This window comes from Mesorhizobium sp. M0243 (assembly GCF_040321775.1).
Lineage (GTDB): Bacteria > Pseudomonadota > Alphaproteobacteria > Rhizobiales > Rhizobiaceae > Mesorhizobium.
Genome location: NZ_JAMYSF010000007.1, coordinates 54927 through 75784 on the forward strand (window position 1 = coordinate 54927; position 20858 = coordinate 75784).

Consider the following 20858-nt stretch of genomic DNA (forward strand, 5'->3'; position numbering starts at 1 on the left):
TTTCCTTTCCATCGATTGGCAAACGGCCGGTCTGGGGTGACCCCCTAACCTCAACCGCCAAATGGGATCAGAAGGTGTCGCCCAGCGGGTCATTGCGTGACCATAGGATGGCAGCAGTGTGCAGCGGCGCTTCAATCCCACCGCATTTCGGCAAACCGCATTTCAGGAGCAATCGCTGATGGCCAGAATTACCCGCGCCGCCTATGCGCAGATGTATGGCCCGACGGTCGGCGACAGAGTGCGCCTTGCCGACACCGAACTGTTCATCGAGGTCGAGAAGGATCTCACCATCCATGGCGAAGAGGTGAAATTCGGCGGCGGCAAGGTGATCCGCGACGGCATGGGCCAGAGCCAGGTTTCCAGGGCGCAAGGCGCCGTCGATACCGTCATCACCAACGCGCTGGTGATCGATGCTAGCGCAGGCATCTTCAAGGCCGACGTCGGCCTCAGGGACGGGCGCATCACGGCCATCGGCAAGGCCGGCAATCCGGACACGCAGCATGGCGTCACCATCATCATTGGTCCCGGCACCGAGATCATCGCCGGCGAGGGCAAGATCCTGACCGCGGGCGGCTTCGATGCGCATATCCACTTCATCTGCCCGCAGCAGATCGAAGAGGCGCTGATGTCAGGCATCACCACTATGCTCGGCGGCGGCACCGGTCCGGCGCACGGCACGCTGGCCACCACCTGTACGCCGGGGCCATGGCACATGGCCCGCATGATCCAGTCCTTCGATGCCTTCCCGATGAACATCGGCCTGTCGGGCAAGGGCAATGCCTCGCTGCCCGCAGCCCTCGAGGAAATGGTGCTGGGCGGCGCCTGCTCGCTGAAGCTGCACGAGGACTGGGGCACGACGCCGGCGGCGATAGACTGCTGCCTGTCGGTCGCCGACGACTATGACGTGCAGGTGATGATCCACACCGACACGCTGAACGAATCCGGCTTTGTCGAGAACACCGTCGCGGCTATCAAGGGCCGCACCATCCACGCCTTCCACACCGAGGGCGCCGGCGGCGGCCACGCGCCCGACATCATCAAGGTCTGCGGCCTGCCCAACGTCATCCCGTCCTCGACCAACCCGACGCGGCCCTACACGGTCAACACGCTGGCCGAGCATCTCGACATGCTGATGGTCTGCCATCATTTGTCGCCGTCGATCCCCGAAGACATCGCCTTTGCCGAAAGCCGCATCCGCAAGGAAACCATCGCGGCGGAAGACATTTTGCACGACATCGGTGCCTTCTCGATCATCTCATCGGACAGCCAAGCCATGGGCCGCGTCGGCGAAGTGGCGATCCGTACCTGGCAGACCGCCGACAAGATGAAGCGCCAGCGCGGCTCGCTGCCGCAGGAGACCGGCAACAACGACAATTTCCGCGTCCGCCGCTACATCGCCAAATACACGATCAACCCGGCCATCGCGCATGGACTGTCGAAAGACATCGGCTCGATCGCGGCGGGCAAACGCGCCGACCTGGTGCTGTGGAACCCGGCCTTCTTCGGCGTCAAGCCGGACATGGTGCTGATCGGCGGCATGATCGCCGCCGCCCCGATGGGCGACCCCAACGCCTCGATCCCGACGCCGCAGCCGATGCACTACCGGCCCATGTTCGGCGCCTATGGCAAGGCAAGGACCAACTCGTCGGTGACCTTTGTTTCGAAAGCCGCGCTCGAATCAGGCCTGCACGGCAGGCTTGGCGTCGACAAGCAGTTCGTCGCCGTTGAAAACACCCGCGGCGGCATCGGCAAGCATTCGATGGTGCTCAACGACGCCACGCCGCATGTCGAAGTCGACCCGGAAACCTACGAGGTCCGTGCCGACGGTGAATTGCTCACCTGCGAACCGGCGACGGTGCTGCCGATGGCGCAGAGGTATTTTCTGTTTTGAAGCGGCGATTCGACCGGGCGAGCCTTATCCGTTGCAGCCCTTGGTGGGAGGCAGCAATATGCGGCCGACCACCAGTTGCATTGTGATCGAGCATGGCCACCGAAATCGCTTCCGCCCACGACATCTTCCCGCATATCCGCATCGTCATGGGCATGGTGATCGGGCTTGGCGTCGCCCGCCTGCTGTCGGGGGTGGCGCGGATCGTCCAGCATCCCGGCCAATACAAGCTCTATCCCGTGCATCTGGCCTGGGTCGTCTCGGTGCTCCTGATGCTGGTGCATTTCTGGTGGTGGGAGTTCGGCCTCTACGCCATCGAAACCTGGACCTTCGGCAAGTATCTGTTCATCATCTTCTACGCGATCACGCTGTTCCTGCTGTGCGCGCTTTTGTTTCCCGATTCGATGCTGGAATACACCAGCTACGAGGATTTCTTCTATTCGCGCCGGGCGTGGTTCTTCGGCCTGCTGGCGGCGACCTATATGCTCGACGTGGTCGACACGCTGCTGAAGGGGCCGGAGCATTTCGCCCGCTTCGGCAGCGAGTACCTGTTCCGCACGCCGGTCTTCGTCGCGCTTTGCATCATTGCGATCCTGGTGCGCGACCGCCGCTTCCATATCGCCTTCGTGACGGCGGCGCTCATCTATCAGATATCGTTCATCCTGCGGCTCTTCGACACCATCGTCTGAACGAACGCGATGGTCTAGCTTGTTGGGGAAAGGCAGGGTTCGACATGTACAAGGCCGTTGGATCGCGCGGATCCCGGGTCAGCCGCGTTCTCTGGATGCTCGAGGAGCTCGGGCAGCCTTATGAATTCGTCGAGGTCAGGCTGCGCTCACCGGAAGCCTATGCGCTCAACCCATCGGGCAAGGTGCCGATCCTCATCGATGGCGAACTGACGGTGACGGATTCGGCGGCGATTTGCGTCTATCTCGCCGACAAGCACGCGGACATGGGCATGAGCGCCAACCCAGGCCTAGCCGGTCGCGCCGAAATGGATTCCTGGATGCATTTTGCGCAGAGCGAGCTTGAAGCGCCGCTGTGGAACAAATTGCGCCATCGCTTCCTGCTGCCGAAGGACGTACGCGTCGATGTCGGTCCTGCGGCGGCTTACGATTTTGCCTCGGAGCTGAAGGCGCTGGAGCGGCGGCTGGGCGACAAACCGTTTGCGCTGGGCGCTCGGTTTTCCGCCGTCGACGTGCTGCTCGGCGACATGGGCGGCTGGGCGCGTGCCGGCCGGTTTGAGATCGAGTCCGAACGCGTCAACGCCTATTTCGACCGCGTGCTGGCGCGGCCTGCGCGTGTGCGGGCACAAGCAAATGGAGGATCCATGAAATGAAGCTCAACCTCAACACCGACTTCACCAAATTCCCGCGCGCCGTCTCCGTGCTGTCCGCCGGCAATGCCGGAACCACCCTACCGTCCGGCCGGGCCATTCTCGCCCATGACGAACGCCATCTGCGCCGCCGCGCCATCGAGCTTGCCGACGGCAGCAAGGTGCTGGTCGACCTGCCCGAGCCCGTCGCCTTGAACGATGGCGACCGTCTGGTGCTGGAGGATGGCGGCCATATCGAGATCATCGCGGCGCCGGAAGAGGTCTACGACATCCGCGCCCGCGACGGCGTGCATCTGGCCGAGCTCGCCTGGCACATCGGCAATCGCCATCTCGCGGCGAGCATCGAGGCCGGGCGCATCCTCATCCTGCGCGACCATGTCATCAAGGCGATGCTGGAGGGGCTGGGCGCCACCGTGACCGACGTGTCCGAACCGTTCAAACCGGTGCGCGGTGCCTATTCCGGCCATGATGGGCAAAGCCATGATCACGGCCATGCGCATGCGCACAGCCACGCGGAAGCGCACAGCCATTCTCATGGCGAAGCGCATTCCCATTCGCACAGTCATGCCGGCCATCGCCACGATCATGACTGACCAGCCTTCGAACATCGCCCTGCTGCGGCTGATGGCGTGGCTGTCGCCTGCCTTTCCGGTCGGCGGCTTTTCCTACAGCCATGGTCTCGAGCGCGCGGTGCATGACGGGCTGATTGCCGATGCCGACAGCCTCGCCTGCTGGCTGGAAACGCTGGTCGAGATGGGCTCCGGCTGGAACGATGCCGTGCTGTTCGCCGAGAGTTGGCGCCGCGCGCGCAACGCAGGCGATCTCGATGAAGTAGCGGCACTCGCGGAGGCGCTGGCCGGCTCGCGCGAACGCCACACCGAAACCATGCTGCAGGGTGCGGCCTTCCTCAAAGCGGCGGCGGCCTGGCCAAATCCAGTGCTGGAGCGCTTGCCGGCTGAATGCGCCTATTGCGTCGCCGTCGGCGCCATTGCCGGCGGCAACGGCATCGGGCTTCAGGACGCGCTGTCGGCCTTCCTGCAAACCTTCTTCTCCAACCTCGTGCAGGCAGCGATCCGGCTTGGCATCGTCGGCCAGAGCAAAGCCACAGCTCTGTTGGCCGGCTTCGAGCCACTGGCCCTGGCGACCGCGACCCGCGCCGCGCGCTCGACACTCGACGATCTCGGTGGCTGCGCCTTCGTTTCCGATGTCATGGCGATGAAGCACGAAACCCAGTATTCGCGATTGTTCCGTTCATGATCCTTCTCGCCTTCTCGCTTTCGACCGTTCTACTCCTGATTACCGCGCTGCACGCCTATTGGGGCCTTGGCGGCATCTGGCCGGGCCAGGATGCGGCCTCCTGCGCTCACGCCGTCGTCGGCTTTCGCGGCGTCGATGAGATGCCGACGCCGTTCGCCAGTTTCGCCGTCGCCGCGTGCCTGTGCCTGGCGACGCTGTGGCCGCTTGCGCTCATAGGCGTCTTTGCCTCGCCCTTCCCCCAGGAGGGGCTCGCCGCCACCTCGCTGCTCATCGGTCTGGTGTTCCTGGGACGCGGCATAGCCGGCTTCACGCCGTGGTGGCGGCGGCTGACGCCGGAACAGCCTTTCGCGCGGCTCGATGTCCGCTATTATTCGCCGCTGTGCCTGTTGATCGGCTCGGCTTTGCCATCCTCGCCATCACGGAGTTTCCGACATGACACAGACAAATGGTCCGCTGCGCGTCGGCATTGGCGGCCCGGTCGGTTCGGGCAAGACGACGCTGACCGAAAAACTGTGCAAGGCGCTGCGCGACGAGTTTTCCATCGCCGTCGTCACCAACGACATCTACACCAAGGAAGACGCCATGATGCTGGCGCGGCTGCAGGCGCTGCCCGAGGACCGCATCATGGGTGTCGAGACCGGCGGCTGCCCGCACACCGCCATCCGCGAGGACGCGTCGATCAATCTGCAGGCGATCGCGCAGATGAACAGGAAATTCCCGGATCTCGACATCGTCTTCATCGAATCCGGCGGCGACAACCTCGCCGCCACCTTCTCGCCCGATCTCGCCGACCTGACGCTCTATGTCATCTCGGTTTGCCAGGGCGAGGAGATCCCGCGCAAGGGCGGGCCGGCAATCACCCGCTCCGATTTCCTGGTGATCAACAAGAGCGACCTTGCTCCTTACGTGAACGTCAACCTCGATGTCATGGAGAGCGACGCCGGCCGCATGCGCGGCAAGCGGCCGTTCGGCTTCACCGACCTGTCGCGCGGCAAGGGGCTGCAGGAGGTGATCGATTTCATCATCGAGCATGGCGGCCTGCGAGCCGGCGCTGCCGCTGCCAGCACGGCGGCGTGAGACAGCTATCCCTGCACCAACCAAAACCGGTTGCGGGGATCGACTGGCCACGGCATTCTTGCCGAAACCGGAGGATTTTTCGATGAGCCTTGCCCGTCTGCAAAAGGAAACGCTGACCAACCTGCCCTACTATGAGGAGCGCGTCGATCTCGCCTGCGCCTTCCGCTGGACGGCGCGGCTCAACATGCACGAGGCTGTGGCCAATCATTTCTCGCTGGCCGTCAATGATGGCGGCACACAATTCCTGATGAACCCCAACCAGGTGCATTTCTCGCGCATCAAGGCGAGCGACCTTCTGATGATCGATGCCAACGATCCAGAAACGCTCTCCGGCCCCAATGCGCCCGACCCGACGGCGTGGGGGCTGCATGGCGCCATCCATCGCAATGTGCGTCACGCGCGCTGTGTCATGCATGTGCACTCGATCCACGCCACGGTGCTGGCATCGCTCGCTGACTCGACATTGCCGCCGATCGACCAGAATTCGGCGATGTTCTTCAATCGCCATGTCGTGGACGCGCATTATGGCGGGCTGGCCTTCGAGGAGGAGGGCGAGCGCTGCTCGCAGCTTCTCGTCGATCCCAAGGTCAAGGTGATGGTGATGGGCAATCACGGCGTGCTGGTCATCGGCGATACGGTCGCCGATGCCTTCAACCGCATGTTCTATTTCGAACGCGCCGCCGAGACCTACATCAAGGCGCTTTGGACCGGCCGCCCGCTGCGCACGCTGTCAGATGCGATCGCCGAAAAGGCCGCGAGCGAGATGGACGACTATCCCGGCCAGGCCGAACGCCATCTCAGCGAATTGAAGGCGATCCTCGACGAGCAGGAACCGGCCTACCGGAACTGATTGCCTTACAGGCCCAGTTCAGCCCGCAATTCCTCGGCGCTGTTGATGACGACGGCGCCGGGCGGTCCGCCCATCGGCGTTTCCGGCCAGAAGATCGTCTTCATGCCCGCCGCCAGCCCTGCCATGGCGCCCGGCCAGCTGTCGTCGATCGCCACGGCGTGCGCGGGGTCGACGCCGGCCAGATACGCGGCGCGCAGGAACGGCTCGGCATGCGGCTTGCCTTCGCGCACATCGTTGCGGCTGATCGTCTTCATGCCGGGGTAGATCAGGCCGACCATGCTCAGATTGGCGTCGACGATCATCCGGTCCGAATTCGAGACCACGGCCTGCTGGATGCCTCTTGCACGCAGCTCGTTGAAGATCTCGATCGCGCCGGGGCGCGGCTTCAGGCTCTCCACCAGTGGCAGGTAGTGTTCGTATTTGCGCACGATCCAGTCGTCGAAAGGCAGGTCCAGGCCGAACTCGTCGCGCATCATCTCGTAGACCGGCCAGGCGGCAACGCCGAGCACGCGCTCATGCAGATCGTCCGGCGGGACAAGGCCGACATTGCGCATCGCCGCCATCAGGGCTGCTTCATGCAGCGGTTCGCTGTCGACAAGCGTGCCGTCCATGTCCCAGAAAACCGCTTTCGGCATCATGTGAGGCTCCTTTTTGCCATCCCTTAAAGGGTTTGAGCCGGGAGATAAACCTTCGGAGCGCAAGAACCTGCCGCCTGCCGAGACCGCGGCCAAGTCTCTTTGGCGACAGAGACTTCGTGGGAGAAGAAAAACTGGGCCGTGCTTACGTCGAGGAACAGCAAGCAATTGCTCCCGAGATTGACAATTGCGCAGTTGGCCGTTCCCTGCGAAAGTGGGGCATGGGCCGCTCTCACAACCGGCGGTCTCGGGAGGCAGGACTTTGAATAGCCGGCAGGATGGTGGCAGCAACAGGCTGGACGATGCGGCGCGCGCCGGCTGGCTTTATTATGTTGCCGGCAACACACAGGACCAGATCGCTTCGACGCTCGGCATTTCGCGGCAGACGGCGCAGCGGCTGGTATCGCTGGCGGTGTCGGAGGGCTTGATCAAGGTTCGCGTCGACCATCCGATCGCCAACTGCCTCGATCTGGCGGCACGGCTGAGATCGCGCTTTGCGCTCGATCTGGTCGAGGTGGTGCCGAGCGACCCCAATTCGTCCTCGACCACGATCGGCATCGCCGAGGCGGCTGCCGCCGAGATCGAGCGGCGGTTGCGGTCTCCGACCCCGATCGTCATGGCGATCGGCACCGGTCGCACGCTAAAGGCGGCGATCGAGCAGCTGCCGCCAATGGAATGCCCGCAACACAAGGTGGTGTCGTTGACCGGCAACATCTCGCCGGACGGCTCGGCCGCCTTCTACAACGTCATCTTCACCATGGCCGACAGGGTCAAGGCGCGCTCCTTCCCGATGCCGCTGCCGGTCATCGCCTCGTCGCCGGAGGAGCGCGAGATGCTGCTCAACCAGCCGATGATCCAGCCGACGCTGGCGCTGGCGGCGGAAGCCGACGTCACCTTCATCGGCATCGGCGATCTCGGCCCCAAGGCGCCGCTCTACGAAGACGGCTTCATTTCGGAGAGCGAATTGAAGGCGCTGCAGAAGGCCGGCGGCATCGCGGAGATCGTCGGCTGGGTGTTCGATAGGGAGGGCCGCATGATCGAGGGCATCACCAACGACCGGGTGTCGTCGGCTTCGCTACCGTCACGCGAGAAATCGCTGGTCATCGCACTGGCCATGGGCGAACGAAAGCTGCCAGGCATCCTAGCGGCCGCGAACCGGCGGCTGATCAACGGCCTCATCACCGATGAACGGGCCGCCGCCGCCCTGCTGGCTGGCATCTGACCGGACCCACAACCCGGTTTGCGATAAGGCCAACCGCACTAGCCGTGCCGCCCGAAAGGGTCGTTGCCATCGAGAAACCCGAGATCGCGCTGCAGATGCGGCGACAGGTCCCTGATATCGAGATGCGCCCGTTTTTTGGTCGCGAACCAGCCGAATCCATCCGTCAGCCACGAAAACCAGCGGTGATCCGGTGCGGGAGTGCATTTTTGCTGCGCCATGGTCATGATCGTCAACCTTCGCTATCCTGGACCCGAATGACGGGTTGACTGGGAATGTCGGTCTTGCCGGCGGTCTTTGCCAATCGAACATCGATCATGATCCATAAGGAGGCCTTATGCCGGACCTCGGCTCGCGACAGGTTTCGCCACTCCCGCCGCTGCAGGCGATCCGGGTGTTCGACGCGGTGGCGCGGCATCTTTCCTTCACCAAGGCCGCCGGCGAACTCGCCATGACGCAAGCGGCGGTCAGCTATCAGATCAAGGTGCTGGAGGAGCGTGTCGGCGCGCCGCTGTTCCTACGCCGGCCGCGGCAGATCGTGTTAACCGAGGCCGGGCAGCGCCTGGCACCTGCGGTCAGCGAGGCCTTCGCCATCCTTGGCCAGGCCTATGCCGCGGTGCGTGGCGGGGCCGACGGCTTGCTGTGCGTCACGACGGTGCTGACATTCGCCTCGAACTGGCTCGCGCACCGGCTGGGGTCGTTCCAGATCGCCCATCCGTCGCTGGCGGTGCGGCTCGAAACGTCGAGCCGCCTGACCGACTTTGCCCGCGAGGATACCGATATTGCCATCCGCTCGGGCGGCGGCAAATGGCCGGGCCTGGAAGCGCACAAGCTGCTCGATGCCGACTTCACGCCGATGCTGAGCCCGAAACTCGCGGCGACCATCGGCGGCGTCAGGGAACCGGCCGACCTCTTGCGGCTGCCTATCCTCGATCCCGGCGACATCTGGTGGACGGAATGGTTCTCGGCTGCTGGCGTGCACTCGCACGATCTTGCCAAGCGGCCCGGCAGCAGCATGGGCGCGCAGGCCTATGAGGCCAATGCGGCGATCGCCGGTCATGGCGTCGCGATCCTGACCAGGGCGCTGTTCAAGGCGGAACTCGCGGACGGGCGCCTGATCCAACCTTTCGATCTGGTTGGCGACGACGGCCATGCCTATTGGCTGGTCTATCCCGAGGCGCGCCGCAACGTGCCGAAGATCCGTGCCTTCCGCGACTGGCTGCTGGCCGAGATCGCCTGCTGACCGGCAAGCTTCCGGGCTGCACCTGGTTCTCGCAGATGTATCCGCCGTTGCCTCACTGTATGCGGCCGGGACGATCCGCGCCCTGGCATTTCGCTCGTCCCGGCCTGCGGTGTCGCCCAAGTGCTGCGCTGCAGCATCGAATCCGGCTTGACATAATTCACGCCAAGTGAGTAATTGCCCAAAGCCAAGGCAAATGCTCATCTTGGTTCAAGGGAGGAATTTGATGAAACTTCGCACGCTCACCCTGGGCTTGTTGACGGCCAGCACGCTTGCGTTCGCCGCACATGCCGAATCCATCACCATCGCCACCGTCAACAATGGCGATATGGTCCGCATGCAAAAGCTGACCGAGGACTTCACCAAGGCGAACCCCGACATCCAGCTCAACTGGGTTACGCTCGAAGAAAACGTGCTGCGCGAGCGCGTCACCACCGACATCGCCACCAAGGGCGGCCAGTACGACGTGATGACCATCGGCACCTATGAGGTTCCGATCTGGGCCAAGCAGAGCTGGCTGCTGCCGCTCGACAAGCTCGGCGACGACTACGACGCCAAGGATATCATCCCGGCCATCGCCGGCGGCCTTTCGGTCGACGGCAAGCTCTATGCCGCGCCCTTCTACGGCGAAAGCTCCTTCGTCATGTACCGCAAGGACCTGATCGAGAAGGCCGGACTGAAGATGCCCGACGCGCCCACCTGGGACTTCATCAGGCAGGCCGCCGACAAGATGACCGATCGCGCCAATGGCGTGAACGGCGTGTGCCTGCGCGGCAAGGCCGGCTGGGGCGAGAACATGGCTTTCCTGACCGCCATGTCGAACTCCTTCGGGGCGCGCTGGTTCGACGAGAACTGGAAGCCGCAGTTCGATCAGCCGGAATGGAAGAACACGCTGCAGTTCTATGTCGACCTGATGAAGGCCGACGGCCCTGAGGGTGCGTCCTCCAACGGCTTCAACGAAAACCTGGCGCTGTTCCAGCAGGGCAAATGCGGCATGTGGATCGACGCCACCGTCGCTGCGTCCTTCGTCTCCGATCCCAAGGCATCGCAGGTCGCCGACAAGGTTGGATATGCGCTGGCACCCGACAATGGCCTGGGCAAGCGCGGCAATTGGCTGTGGGCATGGTCGCTGGCGATCCCCGCCGGCACGCAGAAGGCCGATGCCGCCCAGAAATTCGTCTCCTGGGCGACCAGCAAGCATTATGCGGAACTCGTCGCTTCGAAGGAAGGCTGGGCCAACGTTCCTCCGGGCACGCGCTCCTCGCTCTACGCCAATGCCGAATACCAGAAGGCGGCTCCGTTCGCCAAGATGACGCTGGACTCCATCAACGCCGCCGACCCGACGCATCCGACCGTCAAGCCGGTGCCCTATGTCGGCGTGCAGTTCGTCGCCATCCCTGAGTTCCAGGGTCTTGGCACCACTGTCGGCCAGCTCTTCTCGGCGGCTCTTGCCGGCCAGTCGAGCGTCGACGACGCCCTGAAGCAGGCCCAGGACGCCGCCACCGCGGCTATGACCGAAGGCGGGTACATCAAGTAAGGCTCCTCCCGGTGCCGACTGCCGGTCGCCTCCTGACCGGCAACGGCCGCCCGAGTTCCCAGTTCGGGCGGCCGCCTTTAACGCCTTTTGAAAATTCCGTCTGACCAGTGAAGGGTGACCGTCATGGCTACTCAGCAGACCCGTTCGCTTGCCCGTTTCATGATGGCGCCATCCGTGGTGCTGCTGTTCGTCTGGATGATTGTGCCGCTGGTCATCACCATCTGGTTCTCTTTCCAGCAATACAACCCGCTCAATCCGATCCGCGACGGCTTCGTCGGCTTCTCGAACTACGCGCTGTTCTATTCCAACCCGGCCTTCCTGCAATCGATCCTCAACACGCTCACCTTGGTGGTCAGCGTGCTCCTGATCACGGTGATCGGCGGCATCCTTCTGGCGCTGCTGATCGACCAGCCGATGTGGGGCCAGGGCATCGTGCGCATCCTCGTCATTTCGCCGTTCTTCGTCATGCCGCCGGTGGCCGCACTGGTCTGGAAGAACATGATCATGCACCCGCAATACGGGGTGTTCGCCGATATAGCCCGCTTCTTCGGGGCCCAGCCGATCGACTGGTTCGGGCAGCATCCGATGCTGGCGATCATCATCATCGTCGCCTGGCAATGGCTGCCTTTCGCCACGCTCATTCTCTTGACCGCGTTGCAGTCGCTCGACGGTGAGCAGAAGGAAGCCGCCGAGATGGACGGCGCCGGCTTCATCAGCCGCTTCATCTATCTGACGCTGCCGCACATGTCGCGCGCCATCACGGTCGTCATCCTGATCCAGACGATCTTCCTCCTCTCCGTCTATGCCGAGATCCTCGTCACCACCAATGGCGGCCCGGGATACGCCTCCACCAACCTGCCCTTCCTCGTCTACCAGAAGGCGTTGCTGGAGTTCAAAATCGGCCAGGCATCCGCCGGCGGCGTGATCGCCGTCATTCTCGCCAACATCGTTGCCTTCTTCGCCATGCGCGCGGTCGGCAAGAACCTGGACAAGTAAGGGAGGCTACGATGGCACGCTCAGTCACCACCCAGCACAAGACGATTGCGACAATTGCCGCCTGGATCGTCGCCCTGCTGATCTTCTTCCCGATCCTCTACACGATCATCACCTCGTTCAAGTCGGAGCAGGAAGCCATCCAGGGCTTCAGCATCATCCCGTCGGGAACGTTCGAGAGCTATGCCGAGGTTCAGGCGCAAAGCGGCTACTTCAAGTTCTTCTTCAACTCGGTTCTGCTCTCGGTCGGCTCGACCATCCTGGCCCTGCTGGTCGCCATACCGGCGGCATGGTCGATGGCCTTCTCGCCGACCAAGCGGACCAAGGACATCTTGATGTGGATGCTGTCCACCAAGATGATGCCCGCGGTCGCGGTGCTGTTCCCGATCTACTTGATCTTCCGCGATACCGGACTGCTCGACAGCCGCATCGGCCTGATGATCATGCTGATGCTGATCAACCTGCCGATCGTGGTGTGGATGCTCTACACTTACTTCCGCGAAATACCGGGCGAGATCCTGGAAGCGGCGCGCATGGACGGCGCCTCGCTGTGGAACGAGATCGTCTATGTGCTGACGCCGATGGCGGTGCCGGGCATCGCCTCGACGATGCTGCTCAACATCATCCTGGCCTGGAACGAGGCGTTCTGGACAATCCGGCTGACGACGACGGAAGCCGCACCGCTGACCGCCTTCATCAGCTCGTTCTCCAGCCCGCAAGGCCTGTTCTGGGCCAAGCTTTCGGCCGCCTCGACGCTGGCCATCGCGCCGATCCTGATCATGGGCTGGTTCAGCCAGAAGCAGTTGGTGCGCGGCCTGACATTTGGTGCGGTCAAATAATTGGTGGTGCGGTGAAATAACGGAATTGTTCGAAGCAATCGGCAGAAATAACCCCTCGGGGAGGAAATCATGGGAAACATCACGCTCAAGAACGTCTCCAAATCCTTCGGAGCGACGTCCATCATCCCCGGTCTCGACCTGGTGATCGAGAATGGCGAGTTCGTCGTCTTCGTCGGCCCGTCGGGTTGCGGCAAGTCAACGCTGCTGCGCCTGATCGCCGGGCTCGAGGACACCAGCGGCGGCTCCATCAACATCGACGGCCGCGACGTCACCGGCGAGGCACCGGCCAAGCGCAAGCTGGCCATGGTGTTCCAGTCCTACGCGCTCTATCCGCACATGACGGTGGCCAAGAACATCGGCTTTCCGCTGAAGATGGCCGGTGAGGACAAGGCGACCATCGACAAGAAGGTGGGAGACGCGGCGCGCGTGCTCAACTTGACCAACTATCTCGAACGCCGGCCCGGCCAGCTTTCCGGCGGCCAGCGCCAACGCGTCGCCATCGGCCGCGCCATCGTGCGTCAGCCGACCGCATTCCTGTTCGACGAACCGCTGTCCAACCTCGATGCGGCACTGCGCGGCACCATGCGGCTGGAGATCAGCGAGTTGCACCATCAGCTCAAGACCACCATGATCTACGTCACCCACGATCAGGTCGAAGCCATGACCATGGCCGACAAGATCGTCGTGCTGAACGCCGGCAACATCGAGCAGGTCGGCTCGCCGATGGAGCTCTACAAGACGCCGAAGAACCTGTTCGTCGCCGGCTTCATCGGCTCGCCGAAGATGAACCTGATAGAAGGCGCGCCGGCTGCCAAAAACGGCGCCAAGACCATCGGCATCCGTCCCGAGCATCTGGAGATCTCGACCACGGCGGGCGAATGGAAAGCCACTGTCGGCGTCGCCGAACATCTCGGCTCCGACACCTTCCTGCACGTCCAGTCCGATGGCGTCGGTCCGCTGACAGTGCGCGCCGACGGCGAACTCGCCGTCCGTCACGGCGACACCATCTATCTGACAGCGGACAAGGCCAAGCTGCACCGCTTCGGCGCCGACGGAAAGGCGATGTGAGCATGAGACTGGCCGGCAAATCCGCGCTGATCACGGGTTCGGCCCGCGGCATCGGCAGAGCCTTCGCCGAAGCCTATGCCGGCGAAGGCGCAACCGTCGCCATCGCCGACATCAATCTCGAGGCGGCGCAGAAGACAGCCGCCGAGATCGGCGGCAAGGCCTATGCGGTCAAGCTCGACGTCACCGACCTCGCCTCGATCGAAGCGGCGGTGAAAGCCGTCGAGACGAAGACCGGTGGCCTGGATATCCTGATCAACAACGCCGCCCTGTTCGACCTGGCGCCGATCGTCGAGATCACCAAGGCAAGCTACGACAAATTGTTTTCCGTCAATGTCGCCGGCACGCTGTTCATGCTGCAGGCTGCCGCCCGCTCGATGATCGCCGCTGGCCGGGGCGGCAGGATCATCAACATGGCGAGCCAGGCCGGACGCCGCGGCGAGGCGCTGGTCGGCGTCTACTGCGCCACCAAGGCCGCCGTCATCTCGCTGACCCAGTCGGCGGGGCTCGACCTCATCAAGCACCGCATCAACGTCAACGCGATTGCCCCTGGCGTGGTCGACGGCGAGCACTGGGATCACGTCGATTCGCTGTTCGCCAAATATGAAAACCGGCCGAGGGGCGAGAAGAAGAAACTGGTCGGCGAGGCGGTGCCCTATGGCCGCATGGGCACGGCGCAGGACCTTACCGGCATGGCGGTTTTTCTCGCCAGCGCCGACGCCGAATACGTCGTCGCCCAGACCTACAATGTCGACGGCGGCCAGTGGATGAGTTGAGGGCGGGGGACGGCCTCTGCTCCTCGTACCTCCGCGAGGAGCAGAGGCCGACATCAGCGGGCGCGTAGCAAGTGCCACCCCTTATCCTCTCCCCGACCGGGAGAGGAGCGTAACGAAGGCCGAAATCCGGCCAAAGGGTAAAACAGATGACCGTGAAACTCTCGTCCTCAAACCTCTCCAAGCTGCCCACTGAGGTCGCCGGTCCGAAGTATGACCGCGCAACATTGAAGGCCGGCATCGTGCATTTCGGCGTTGGCAATTTTCACCGCTCGCATCAGGCCGTCTATCTCGACGATTTGTTCAATGCGGGCATCGGCCATGACTGGGCGCTGATCGGCGCCGGCGTGTTCGACGGTGAAAAGATCGGTCGCGGCAAACTGGAAGAGCAGGATTGGCTGACCACGGTGGTCGAGCAGGACAGCGGCCATATGAGCGCCCGCGTCACCGGCGCCATGATCGACTTCCTGATGCCCGGCGATGCGGCCGGCATCGTCGAACGGCTTGCCGACCCGGCGATCAAGATCGTTTCGCTGACCATCACCGAAGGCGGTTATTTCATCGATCCGGCCTCCGGCGTGTTCAACCCGACCCACCCCGACATCGTCGCCGATGCGCAGCCCGGCGCGACGCCGAAGACGGTGTTCGGCATCATCCTTGCCGGGCTGGTGCGGCGGCGCGACGAGGGCACCGTGCCGTTCACGGTGATGTCGTGCGACAACATTCCTCACAATGGCCATGTCACCTCCGACGGCGTCATCGGCCTGGCCCGCCTGATAGACGAGGACCTGGCGAACTGGCTCAGCGAGCATGTCGCCTTTCCGAACGGCATGGTCGATCGCATCACGCCGGCGACCACCGATCGCGAACGCGGCATTCTCGCCAAGGATTTTGGCCTTGAGGACAACTGGCCGGTGTTCTGCGAGCCGTTCCGGCAGTGGGTGCTGGAGGACCATTTCACCGGCGGCCGGCCGCCACTGGAAAAGGTCGGCGTGCAGTTCGTCAAAGACGTTGCGCCCTACGAATTGATGAAGATCCGCATCCTCAATGGCGGCCACGCCACCATCGCTTATCCGGCCGGGCTGATGGACATCCATTTCGTCCATGAGGCGATGCAGGAGCCGCTGGTGAGCGGGTTTCTGGCCAAGCTCGAACGGGACGAAATCATCCCGACCGTGCCGCCGGTGCCGGACACGGTCCTGGAAGACTACTACCAGCTCATCGAGAGCCGCTTCTCCAATCCCAAGATCGGCGACACGGTGCGCCGGCTCTGCCTCGACGGCTCCAACCGCCAGCCGAAATTCATCATCCCGACCATCGCCGACCGGCTGAAGGCCGGGAAAAGCGTCGTCGGCCTGGCGCTGGAATCAGCGCTCTGGTGCCGCTATTGCTTCGGTACGACCGACAGCGGTGCCGTCATCGAGCCCAACGATCCGAGCTGGGACCGGCTGCAAGCGACGGCAAAGGCGGCAAAGGATGCTCCCGCCGCCTGGCTCGCCATGGAGGACATCTATGGCGATGTCGGCCGCGCGACGGCGTTTGTCGAGGCCTTTGCCCATGCGCTCAACGTGCTGTGGGCGAATGGCGCGCGCGCGACGCTGACGCGCTACCTCGCCGGCAAGCTCTGAGAGCCATTCTCCATCATGACGCCTGAGCTGGTCATCTTCGACTGTGATGGCGTGCTGGTCGACAGCGAGGCGCTCTCCGTCTCGGCGCTGCTTGGCATGGTCAAACTTGCCGGCGGCAGCGTCAGTGAGGACGCCGCCTACGAGCATTTCCTCGGCAAGAGCATGAAAAGCGTGCGCGAGATCCTCGGCCGCGACTTCGGGCTCGATATCACCGACCTGCACCTGACCGAGATGCGCGTCGAATTGATGCGCAAATTCCGCGAGGAGCTGAAGCCGATCGCCGGCGTCAGGAAGATGCTGCCCAAGCTTGGGCTGCCGTACTGTGTCGCGTCCTCAGGCACGCTCGACCGCATCCGCTACGCGCTCGACGTCACCGGATTGCTTGGGCTGATGGAGCCGCATCTGTTCAGTGCCACCATGGTGGCCAAGGGAAAGCCGGCGCCGGATCTGTTCCTGCATGCCGCCGCCAGCATGCGGGCCCATCCGCGCAAATGCCTCGTCATCGAGGACAGCCCGGCCGGCATCGCTGCTGCGCGGGCGGCAGGGATGCGCGTGCTCGCCTTCACCGGCGGATCGCATGCCGGCAATCCCGCCTTGAAAGCGCGGCTTGCGTCGAGTGAACCGGACTTTATATTCGCTGACATGCTGCAATTGCCCGATCTGATTGCAGGCTTGGGAGCGAGAGACAGAGCATCTTGACGAAACAGTTCGTTTGCGCGGTCGATGTCGGCACCGGGAGCGCTCGCGCGGGCATTCTCGACACCAGTGGCACCTTGCTCGGCCGCGCCGAGCGGCCGATCGCCATGAACCAGCCGAAGCCCGATCACGCCGAGCATGATTCGCGCGATATCTGGTCGGCCGTCTGCACCGCCGTGCGCGCTGCCCGCGAAAAAGCCGGTGTCGAGCCTGAGGACATTGTCGGCATCTCCTTCGATGCCACCTGTTCGCTGGTGGTGCGCGACCGGCAAGGCAGCCAGCTCAGTGTCTCGGTCACGGGCGACAAGCGCTGGGACACCGTCGTCTGGCTCGACCACCGCGCCATCGCCGAGGCCGACGAATGCACGGCAAGCGGCCACGCCGTGCTGAATTACATCGGCGGCGTCATGTCGCCGGAAATGGCGACGCCGAAACTGATGTGGCTGAAGCGCAATTTGCCGGACACGTGGAATGAAGCCGGCTATTTATTCGACCTGACCGATTTCCTGACCTGGCAAGCGACGGGTTCGCTGGCCCGCTCGCAATGCACGCTGACCGCCAAATGGACCTATCTGGCGCATGAGGAGACAGGCTGGCGGCGCGACTTCTTCGAGCTCGTCGGCCTCGGCGATCTTTTCGAGCACGGCAGCCTGCCGGAAAAGGCCAGTCCCGTCGGCGCCGATATCGGTCGATTGACGGCGCAAGCGGCGGCCGAGCTTGGGCTGAGCGAGAAATGCCGGGTGGGCTCCGGCGTCATCGATGCCTATGCCGGCGCGCTTGGCGTGCTCGGCGGCTTTGCCGGCGACGAACAGGACATCGGCCGGCATTTGGCGCTGATCGCCGGCACGTCGAGCTGCGTCATGGCGATGTCACCGGATCCGCAGCCTTTCGCCGGCGTCTGGGGGCCGTATTACGGCGCGGCGCTGCCCAGGCTGTGGCTGTCGGAAGGCGGCCAGTCGGCGACCGGCGCCCTGCTCGACCACATCATCCGCTGGCACGGCGCCGGCGGCGAGCCGGATGCCGCCATGCATGCGAAGATCGCCAGGCGTGTCGCCGAGCTGCGCGCCATCGAGGGCGACAGCCTCGCCGCAAGGCTGCATGTGCTGCCCGACTTTCATGGCAACCGCTCACCGCTCGCCGATCCGCATGCCGTCGGCGTCGTCAGCGGGCTGACGCTGGATTCCTCCTTCGACAGCCTGTGCAAGCTCTATTGGCGCACCGCCGTCGGCATCGCGCTCGGCGTGCGCCACGTGCTGGAGGCACTGAACGAGAACGGCTATCTGATCGACACGCTGCACGTCACCGGCGGCCACACCAAGAACCCGCTGCTGATGGAACTCTACGCCGACGCCACCGGCTGCACGGTGATCGAGCCGCTGGCCGACGAGGCGGTGCTGCTCGGTACCGGCATGATCGCCGCCACCGCTGCCGGGCTGTTTCCCGACCTCAACGCCGCCTGTCTTGCCATGCAGCAAGGCGGCAGGACGCGCCCGTCGAACCCGAAATCATCAGGGCGTTTCGAGCGCGACTACAAGGTTTTCCTCGAGATGCACCGCCAGCGCCGGATGCTGGACGCGATCCGCTAGAGCATCGGGCCGGTCGCTGGCTCAATCCGTTCCCGTCCCTCCTCTCTTGCCTTCATGTCGCGTTTCGTCCAGAAGCTGACGCAAACGCGGCGAAACCGAAGGTTTTGCCGTTTGACATGCGGCTTCCGGCTCTGGCCGACGTGCCGTAGGTGGAAAGAGCGGAACAATGTCTGCGATCGAAGCCGGCGCTCGCGCGCCGGAAAATCTTTGGCGTCAGGAAATCAGGGCGACGCTGGCGCTCGCCTGGCCGATGGTGCTGACCAATCTCGGCCAGACCGCGATGACGGCCACCGACGTCATGATGATGGGTCGTCTGGGCCCGGATACGCTGGCCAGCGGCGCGCTTGGCGCCAACCTTTATTTCATGCCGCTGATCTTCGGCCTCGGCCTGATGCTGGCGACCTCGCCGATGATCGCTACCGAGCTCGGCCGCCGCCGCTATTCGGTGCGCGACCTGCGCCGCACCGTGCGCCAGGGCCTGTGGCTGGCGATCCTGATCTCGATCCCGATCTGGCTCGTGCTTTGGCACGGCGAGGGCATTCTATTGGCCATGGGCCAGGACCCGGTTCTGGCCCATCAGGCCGGCATCTATCTGCGCTGGCTCGAATGGGCGGTGCTGCCCTTCTACTTCTATATCGTGCTGCGCTCGTTCATCTCGGCGCTGGAACGGCCGGGCTGGGCGCTGGTCATCGTCTTCGTCGCCGTCGCCTGCAACGTCTTCTTCAACTGGGTGTTCATGTTCGGCAATCTCGGCGTGCCGGCAATGGGCATTGCCGGGTCGGGCCTTGCCACCTCGCTGTCCTCAGCGCTGATGTTCATCGGCATGGCTGCCGTGGTGATGCTGGAGAAGAAGTTCCGCCGCTACCGTCTGTTCGGCCGTTTCTGGCGCGCCGACTGGCCGCGCTTCAAGGGCCTGTTGCGGCTCGGCCTGCCGATTGCCGGCATCCTCGCCTTCGAGGTGACGATCTTCAATGCGGCGGCCCTGCTGATGGGCCTGATCGACGCGGATTCCCTGGCCGCGCACGCGATCGCCATCCAGATCGCCTCGATCTCCTTCATGGTGCCGCTCGGCCTCAACCAGGCGGTGACGGTGCGCGTCGGCCTTGCGCACGGCGCCGGCAATCCGGAAGGCGTCTCGCGCGCCGGCTGGACCGCCTTTGTCATCGGCGTCTCGTTCATGGCGCTGATGGGGCTGGTGATGATCCTGTGGCCGCATCCGCTGATCAGCGCCTTCATCGATCTGGGCAATCCGGCCAATGCCAGGGTGATCGAACTTGCCGTGTCGTTCCTGGTCTTCGCGGCGCTGTTCCAGGTCTTCGACGGCGCCCAGGCGGTGGCCGCCGGCATGCTGCGCGGCCTGCATGACACCAAGGTGCCGATGATCTATGCCGCGATCGGCTATTGGGGCGTCGGCCTGCCGCTCGGCGTGCTGCTCGCCTTCCATTTCGGCCTGCATGGCGTCGGCATCTGGATCGGCCTGTCGACGGGGCTGGCCGTGGTGGCCGCGCTGCTGCTGGCGCGCTGGCTGCGGCGCGACCGGTTGGCGCCGCCGCTCGCGTTCGGGCATTGAAACAGAACGGCCGATGGCCCGGCGGCTGTTGTCCTGTGGGCGTTGGCTCATTGAACAACGCCTTCACAACTCCGCGATAGAGGCGGTCAGAATGTCGGCGGCGTGTTGACCCAGAGGATACGGACCGTGGTCGAACCGATATTGCGGTAGCCGTGGCCGAGTTCGGAGTTGAAATAAAACGCGTCGCCTGCCTCGAGCGCCACCACGTTCGTCTCGACCAGCAACTCGACGGAACCTTCGAGCACGTAGCCGAATTCCTGTCCCTTGTGGCTGATCAACTCGAGGCTGCCGCCGCCGGCCTCGATCACGTGGACATTGATCTGCAGCAGATATTCCGGACCGGATGGCACCAATTGCTCGAGCACGACATGGTTGCCCGAGCGCCGATGTCCCGTCTCCATGTGCGGACGCTCGTTTTGCCGCAACACGAACACTTCCGAGGCATTGTGCTGCAGCGTGCCGAACATAGCGTTCATGTTGATGCCCAGCGCCTGCACCAGCCGGTGCAGAGCCGCCATCGAGGGCGTCGCGCGGTCGTTTTCGATCTTCGAGAGATAACCCTCTGTCAGCCCGATGCGGGCGCCGAGCTCTTCCAGGCTGAGGCCAAGCACCTGTCTGGCATGGCGCAGCTTGACGCCGATCCTCGGGGTTCCGTTTCTGTCGCCCATG

At 63.9% G+C, this 20858-nt stretch carries 21 protein-coding genes and 1 pseudogene; 19 read left to right on the top strand and 3 right to left on the bottom strand.

All coding sequences use genetic code 11. The annotated features are described in order from the left end of the window. Positions 1-178: 178 nt before the first annotated feature. From ureC to NKJ11_RS11440, 8 genes and pseudogenes are all read left to right on the top strand, one after another. Entirely contained in the window at positions 179-1891 is a 1713-nt protein-coding gene (gene ureC, locus NKJ11_RS11405) for an urease subunit alpha (RefSeq protein WP_502905792.1), read from the top strand. A 92-nt stretch (positions 1892-1983) separates the two neighbouring features. Continuing rightward, a complete protein-coding gene (locus NKJ11_RS11410) occupies positions 1984-2577 on the top strand; it encodes a hypothetical protein (protein WP_352610983.1) in 594 nt (197 codons plus the stop codon). A gap of 44 nt (positions 2578-2621) precedes the next feature. Then, positions 2622-3227 (top strand): glutathione S-transferase family protein, encoded by a 606-nt coding sequence (locus NKJ11_RS11415; RefSeq protein WP_023810695.1) that lies wholly within the window; start codon positions 2622-2624, stop codon positions 3225-3227. Then, the gene (gene ureE / locus NKJ11_RS11420; protein WP_023810696.1) at positions 3224-3817 is read left to right on the top strand and encodes an urease accessory protein UreE; all 594 of its coding nucleotides are present in this window, start codon (positions 3224-3226) and stop codon (positions 3815-3817) included. Before NKJ11_RS11415 ends, ureE begins: the two co-directional genes overlap by 4 nt. Then, positions 3810-4481 (top strand): urease accessory protein UreF, encoded by a 672-nt coding sequence (locus tag NKJ11_RS11425; protein ID WP_023810697.1) that lies wholly within the window; start codon positions 3810-3812, stop codon positions 4479-4481. The genes ureE and NKJ11_RS11425 overlap by 8 nt, the downstream gene beginning before the upstream one ends. Continuing rightward, positions 4478-4917: pseudogene (locus NKJ11_RS11430) on the top strand (DUF3995 domain-containing protein). The gene NKJ11_RS11425 and the pseudogene NKJ11_RS11430 overlap by 4 nt, the downstream one beginning before the upstream one ends. Next, a complete protein-coding gene (gene ureG, locus NKJ11_RS11435) occupies positions 4914-5558 on the top strand; it encodes an urease accessory protein UreG (protein ID WP_013528407.1) in 645 nt (214 codons plus the stop codon). Before NKJ11_RS11430 ends, ureG begins: the two are co-directional and overlap by 4 nt. Before the next feature lie 82 nt (positions 5559-5640). Continuing rightward, positions 5641-6408, top strand: coding sequence for a class II aldolase and adducin N-terminal domain-containing protein (locus NKJ11_RS11440; RefSeq protein ID WP_292338211.1), 768 nt, complete (start codon positions 5641-5643; stop codon positions 6406-6408). A 5-nt stretch (positions 6409-6413) separates the two neighbouring features. On the opposite strand, the gene NKJ11_RS11445 is transcribed toward NKJ11_RS11440, so the two are convergent. Continuing rightward, positions 6414-7046, bottom strand: a complete 633-nt coding sequence (locus tag NKJ11_RS11445) for an HAD family hydrolase (protein WP_352440557.1) — start codon at positions 7044-7046, stop codon at positions 6414-6416. A gap of 259 nt (positions 7047-7305) precedes the next feature. Here NKJ11_RS11445 and NKJ11_RS11450 point away from each other — a divergent pair, with 259 nt between their 5' ends. Continuing rightward, positions 7306-8265, top strand: a complete 960-nt coding sequence (locus NKJ11_RS11450; RefSeq protein WP_352793357.1) for a sugar-binding transcriptional regulator — start codon at positions 7306-7308, stop codon at positions 8263-8265. A gap of 38 nt (positions 8266-8303) precedes the next feature. On the opposite strand, the gene NKJ11_RS11455 is transcribed toward NKJ11_RS11450, so the two are convergent. Beyond that, positions 8304-8489 carry a hypothetical protein gene (locus NKJ11_RS11455; RefSeq protein WP_023810702.1) on the bottom strand — a complete coding sequence of 62 codons (186 nt, stop codon included), beginning with the start codon at positions 8487-8489 and terminating at the stop codon, positions 8304-8306. A gap of 110 nt (positions 8490-8599) precedes the next feature. On the opposite strand from NKJ11_RS11455, the gene gcvA reads away from it, so the two are divergent. The 10 genes from gcvA (at position 8600) to NKJ11_RS11505 (ending at position 20189) form a co-directional block, all read left to right on the top strand. Continuing rightward, a complete protein-coding gene (gene gcvA, locus NKJ11_RS11460) occupies positions 8600-9505 on the top strand; it encodes a transcriptional regulator GcvA (RefSeq protein ID WP_023810703.1) in 906 nt (301 codons plus the stop codon). A 223-nt stretch (positions 9506-9728) separates the two neighbouring features. After that, positions 9729-11039: an ABC transporter substrate-binding protein gene (locus NKJ11_RS11465; protein ID WP_128304222.1), complete on the top strand. Its 1311-nt coding sequence runs from the start codon at positions 9729-9731 to the stop codon at positions 11037-11039. Positions 11040-11162: 123 nt separating this feature from the next. Beyond that, on the top strand, positions 11163-12035 hold the full coding sequence (locus NKJ11_RS11470) for a carbohydrate ABC transporter permease (protein ID WP_013528414.1): 873 nt from the start codon (positions 11163-11165) through the stop codon (positions 12033-12035). 11 nt (positions 12036-12046) lie between these two features. Then, entirely contained in the window at positions 12047-12871 is an 825-nt protein-coding gene (locus NKJ11_RS11475; protein WP_352553102.1) for a carbohydrate ABC transporter permease, read from the top strand. Positions 12872-12940: 69 nt separating this feature from the next. Next, positions 12941-13939, top strand: a complete 999-nt coding sequence (locus NKJ11_RS11480) for an ABC transporter ATP-binding protein (protein ID WP_023810706.1) — start codon at positions 12941-12943, stop codon at positions 13937-13939. A 2-nt stretch (positions 13940-13941) separates the two neighbouring features. Continuing rightward, the gene (locus NKJ11_RS11485; RefSeq protein WP_128304237.1) at positions 13942-14712 is read left to right on the top strand and encodes an L-iditol 2-dehydrogenase; all 771 of its coding nucleotides are present in this window, start codon (positions 13942-13944) and stop codon (positions 14710-14712) included. A 146-nt stretch (positions 14713-14858) separates the two neighbouring features. Beyond that, a complete protein-coding gene (locus NKJ11_RS11490) occupies positions 14859-16337 on the top strand; it encodes a mannitol dehydrogenase family protein (protein ID WP_352793359.1) in 1479 nt (492 codons plus the stop codon). Between the two features lie 15 nt (positions 16338-16352). Continuing rightward, positions 16353-17036, top strand: coding sequence for an HAD family hydrolase (locus NKJ11_RS11495; RefSeq protein WP_023810708.1), 684 nt, complete (start codon positions 16353-16355; stop codon positions 17034-17036). Continuing rightward, a complete protein-coding gene (locus NKJ11_RS11500) occupies positions 17033-18619 on the top strand; it encodes an FGGY-family carbohydrate kinase (RefSeq protein WP_023810709.1) in 1587 nt (528 codons plus the stop codon). Before NKJ11_RS11495 ends, NKJ11_RS11500 begins: the two co-directional genes overlap by 4 nt. 166 nt (positions 18620-18785) lie before the next feature. After that, positions 18786-20189, top strand: a complete 1404-nt coding sequence (locus NKJ11_RS11505) for an MATE family efflux transporter (protein ID WP_023810711.1) — start codon at positions 18786-18788, stop codon at positions 20187-20189. An 86-nt stretch (positions 20190-20275) separates the two neighbouring features. On the opposite strand, the gene NKJ11_RS11510 is transcribed toward NKJ11_RS11505, so the two are convergent. Then, complete coding sequence (locus NKJ11_RS11510; protein ID WP_352610981.1) at positions 20276-20857, bottom strand: cupin domain-containing protein; 582 nt, start codon at positions 20855-20857, stop codon at positions 20276-20278. Position 20858: the final 1 nt, after the last annotated feature.

Bases quoted from the DNA above. Each gene is read 5' to 3' on its own strand.
- ureC (WP_502905792.1), top strand. From the start codon at position 179: ATGGCCAGAATTACCCGCGCCGCCTATGCGCAGATGTATGGCCCGACG.
- NKJ11_RS11410 (WP_352610983.1), top strand. From the start codon at position 1,984: ATGGCCACCGAAATCGCTTCCGCCCACGACATCTTCCCGCATATCCGC.
- NKJ11_RS11415 (WP_023810695.1), top strand. From the start codon at position 2,622: ATGTACAAGGCCGTTGGATCGCGCGGATCCCGGGTCAGCCGCGTTCTC.
- ureE (WP_023810696.1), top strand. From the start codon at position 3,224: ATGAAGCTCAACCTCAACACCGACTTCACCAAATTCCCGCGCGCCGTC.
- NKJ11_RS11425 (WP_023810697.1), top strand. From the start codon at position 3,810: ATGACTGACCAGCCTTCGAACATCGCCCTGCTGCGGCTGATGGCGTGG.
- ureG (WP_013528407.1), top strand. From the start codon at position 4,914: ATGACACAGACAAATGGTCCGCTGCGCGTCGGCATTGGCGGCCCGGTC.
- NKJ11_RS11440 (WP_292338211.1), top strand. From the start codon at position 5,641: ATGAGCCTTGCCCGTCTGCAAAAGGAAACGCTGACCAACCTGCCCTAC.
- NKJ11_RS11445 (WP_352440557.1), bottom strand. From the start codon at position 7,046: ATGATGCCGAAAGCGGTTTTCTGGGACATGGACGGCACGCTTGTCGAC.
- NKJ11_RS11455 (WP_023810702.1), bottom strand. From the start codon at position 8,489: ATGACCATGGCGCAGCAAAAATGCACTCCCGCACCGGATCACCGCTGG.
- gcvA (WP_023810703.1), top strand. From the start codon at position 8,600: ATGCCGGACCTCGGCTCGCGACAGGTTTCGCCACTCCCGCCGCTGCAG.
- NKJ11_RS11465 (WP_128304222.1), top strand. From the start codon at position 9,729: ATGAAACTTCGCACGCTCACCCTGGGCTTGTTGACGGCCAGCACGCTT.
- NKJ11_RS11470 (WP_013528414.1), top strand. From the start codon at position 11,163: ATGGCTACTCAGCAGACCCGTTCGCTTGCCCGTTTCATGATGGCGCCA.
- NKJ11_RS11475 (WP_352553102.1), top strand. From the start codon at position 12,047: ATGGCACGCTCAGTCACCACCCAGCACAAGACGATTGCGACAATTGCC.
- NKJ11_RS11480 (WP_023810706.1), top strand. From the start codon at position 12,941: ATGGGAAACATCACGCTCAAGAACGTCTCCAAATCCTTCGGAGCGACG.
- NKJ11_RS11485 (WP_128304237.1), top strand. From the start codon at position 13,942: ATGAGACTGGCCGGCAAATCCGCGCTGATCACGGGTTCGGCCCGCGGC.
- NKJ11_RS11490 (WP_352793359.1), top strand. From the start codon at position 14,859: ATGACCGTGAAACTCTCGTCCTCAAACCTCTCCAAGCTGCCCACTGAG.
- NKJ11_RS11495 (WP_023810708.1), top strand. From the start codon at position 16,353: ATGACGCCTGAGCTGGTCATCTTCGACTGTGATGGCGTGCTGGTCGAC.
- NKJ11_RS11505 (WP_023810711.1), top strand. From the start codon at position 18,786: ATGTCTGCGATCGAAGCCGGCGCTCGCGCGCCGGAAAATCTTTGGCGT.
- NKJ11_RS11510 (WP_352610981.1), bottom strand. From the start codon at position 20,857: ATGGGCGACAGAAACGGAACCCCGAGGATCGGCGTCAAGCTGCGCCAT.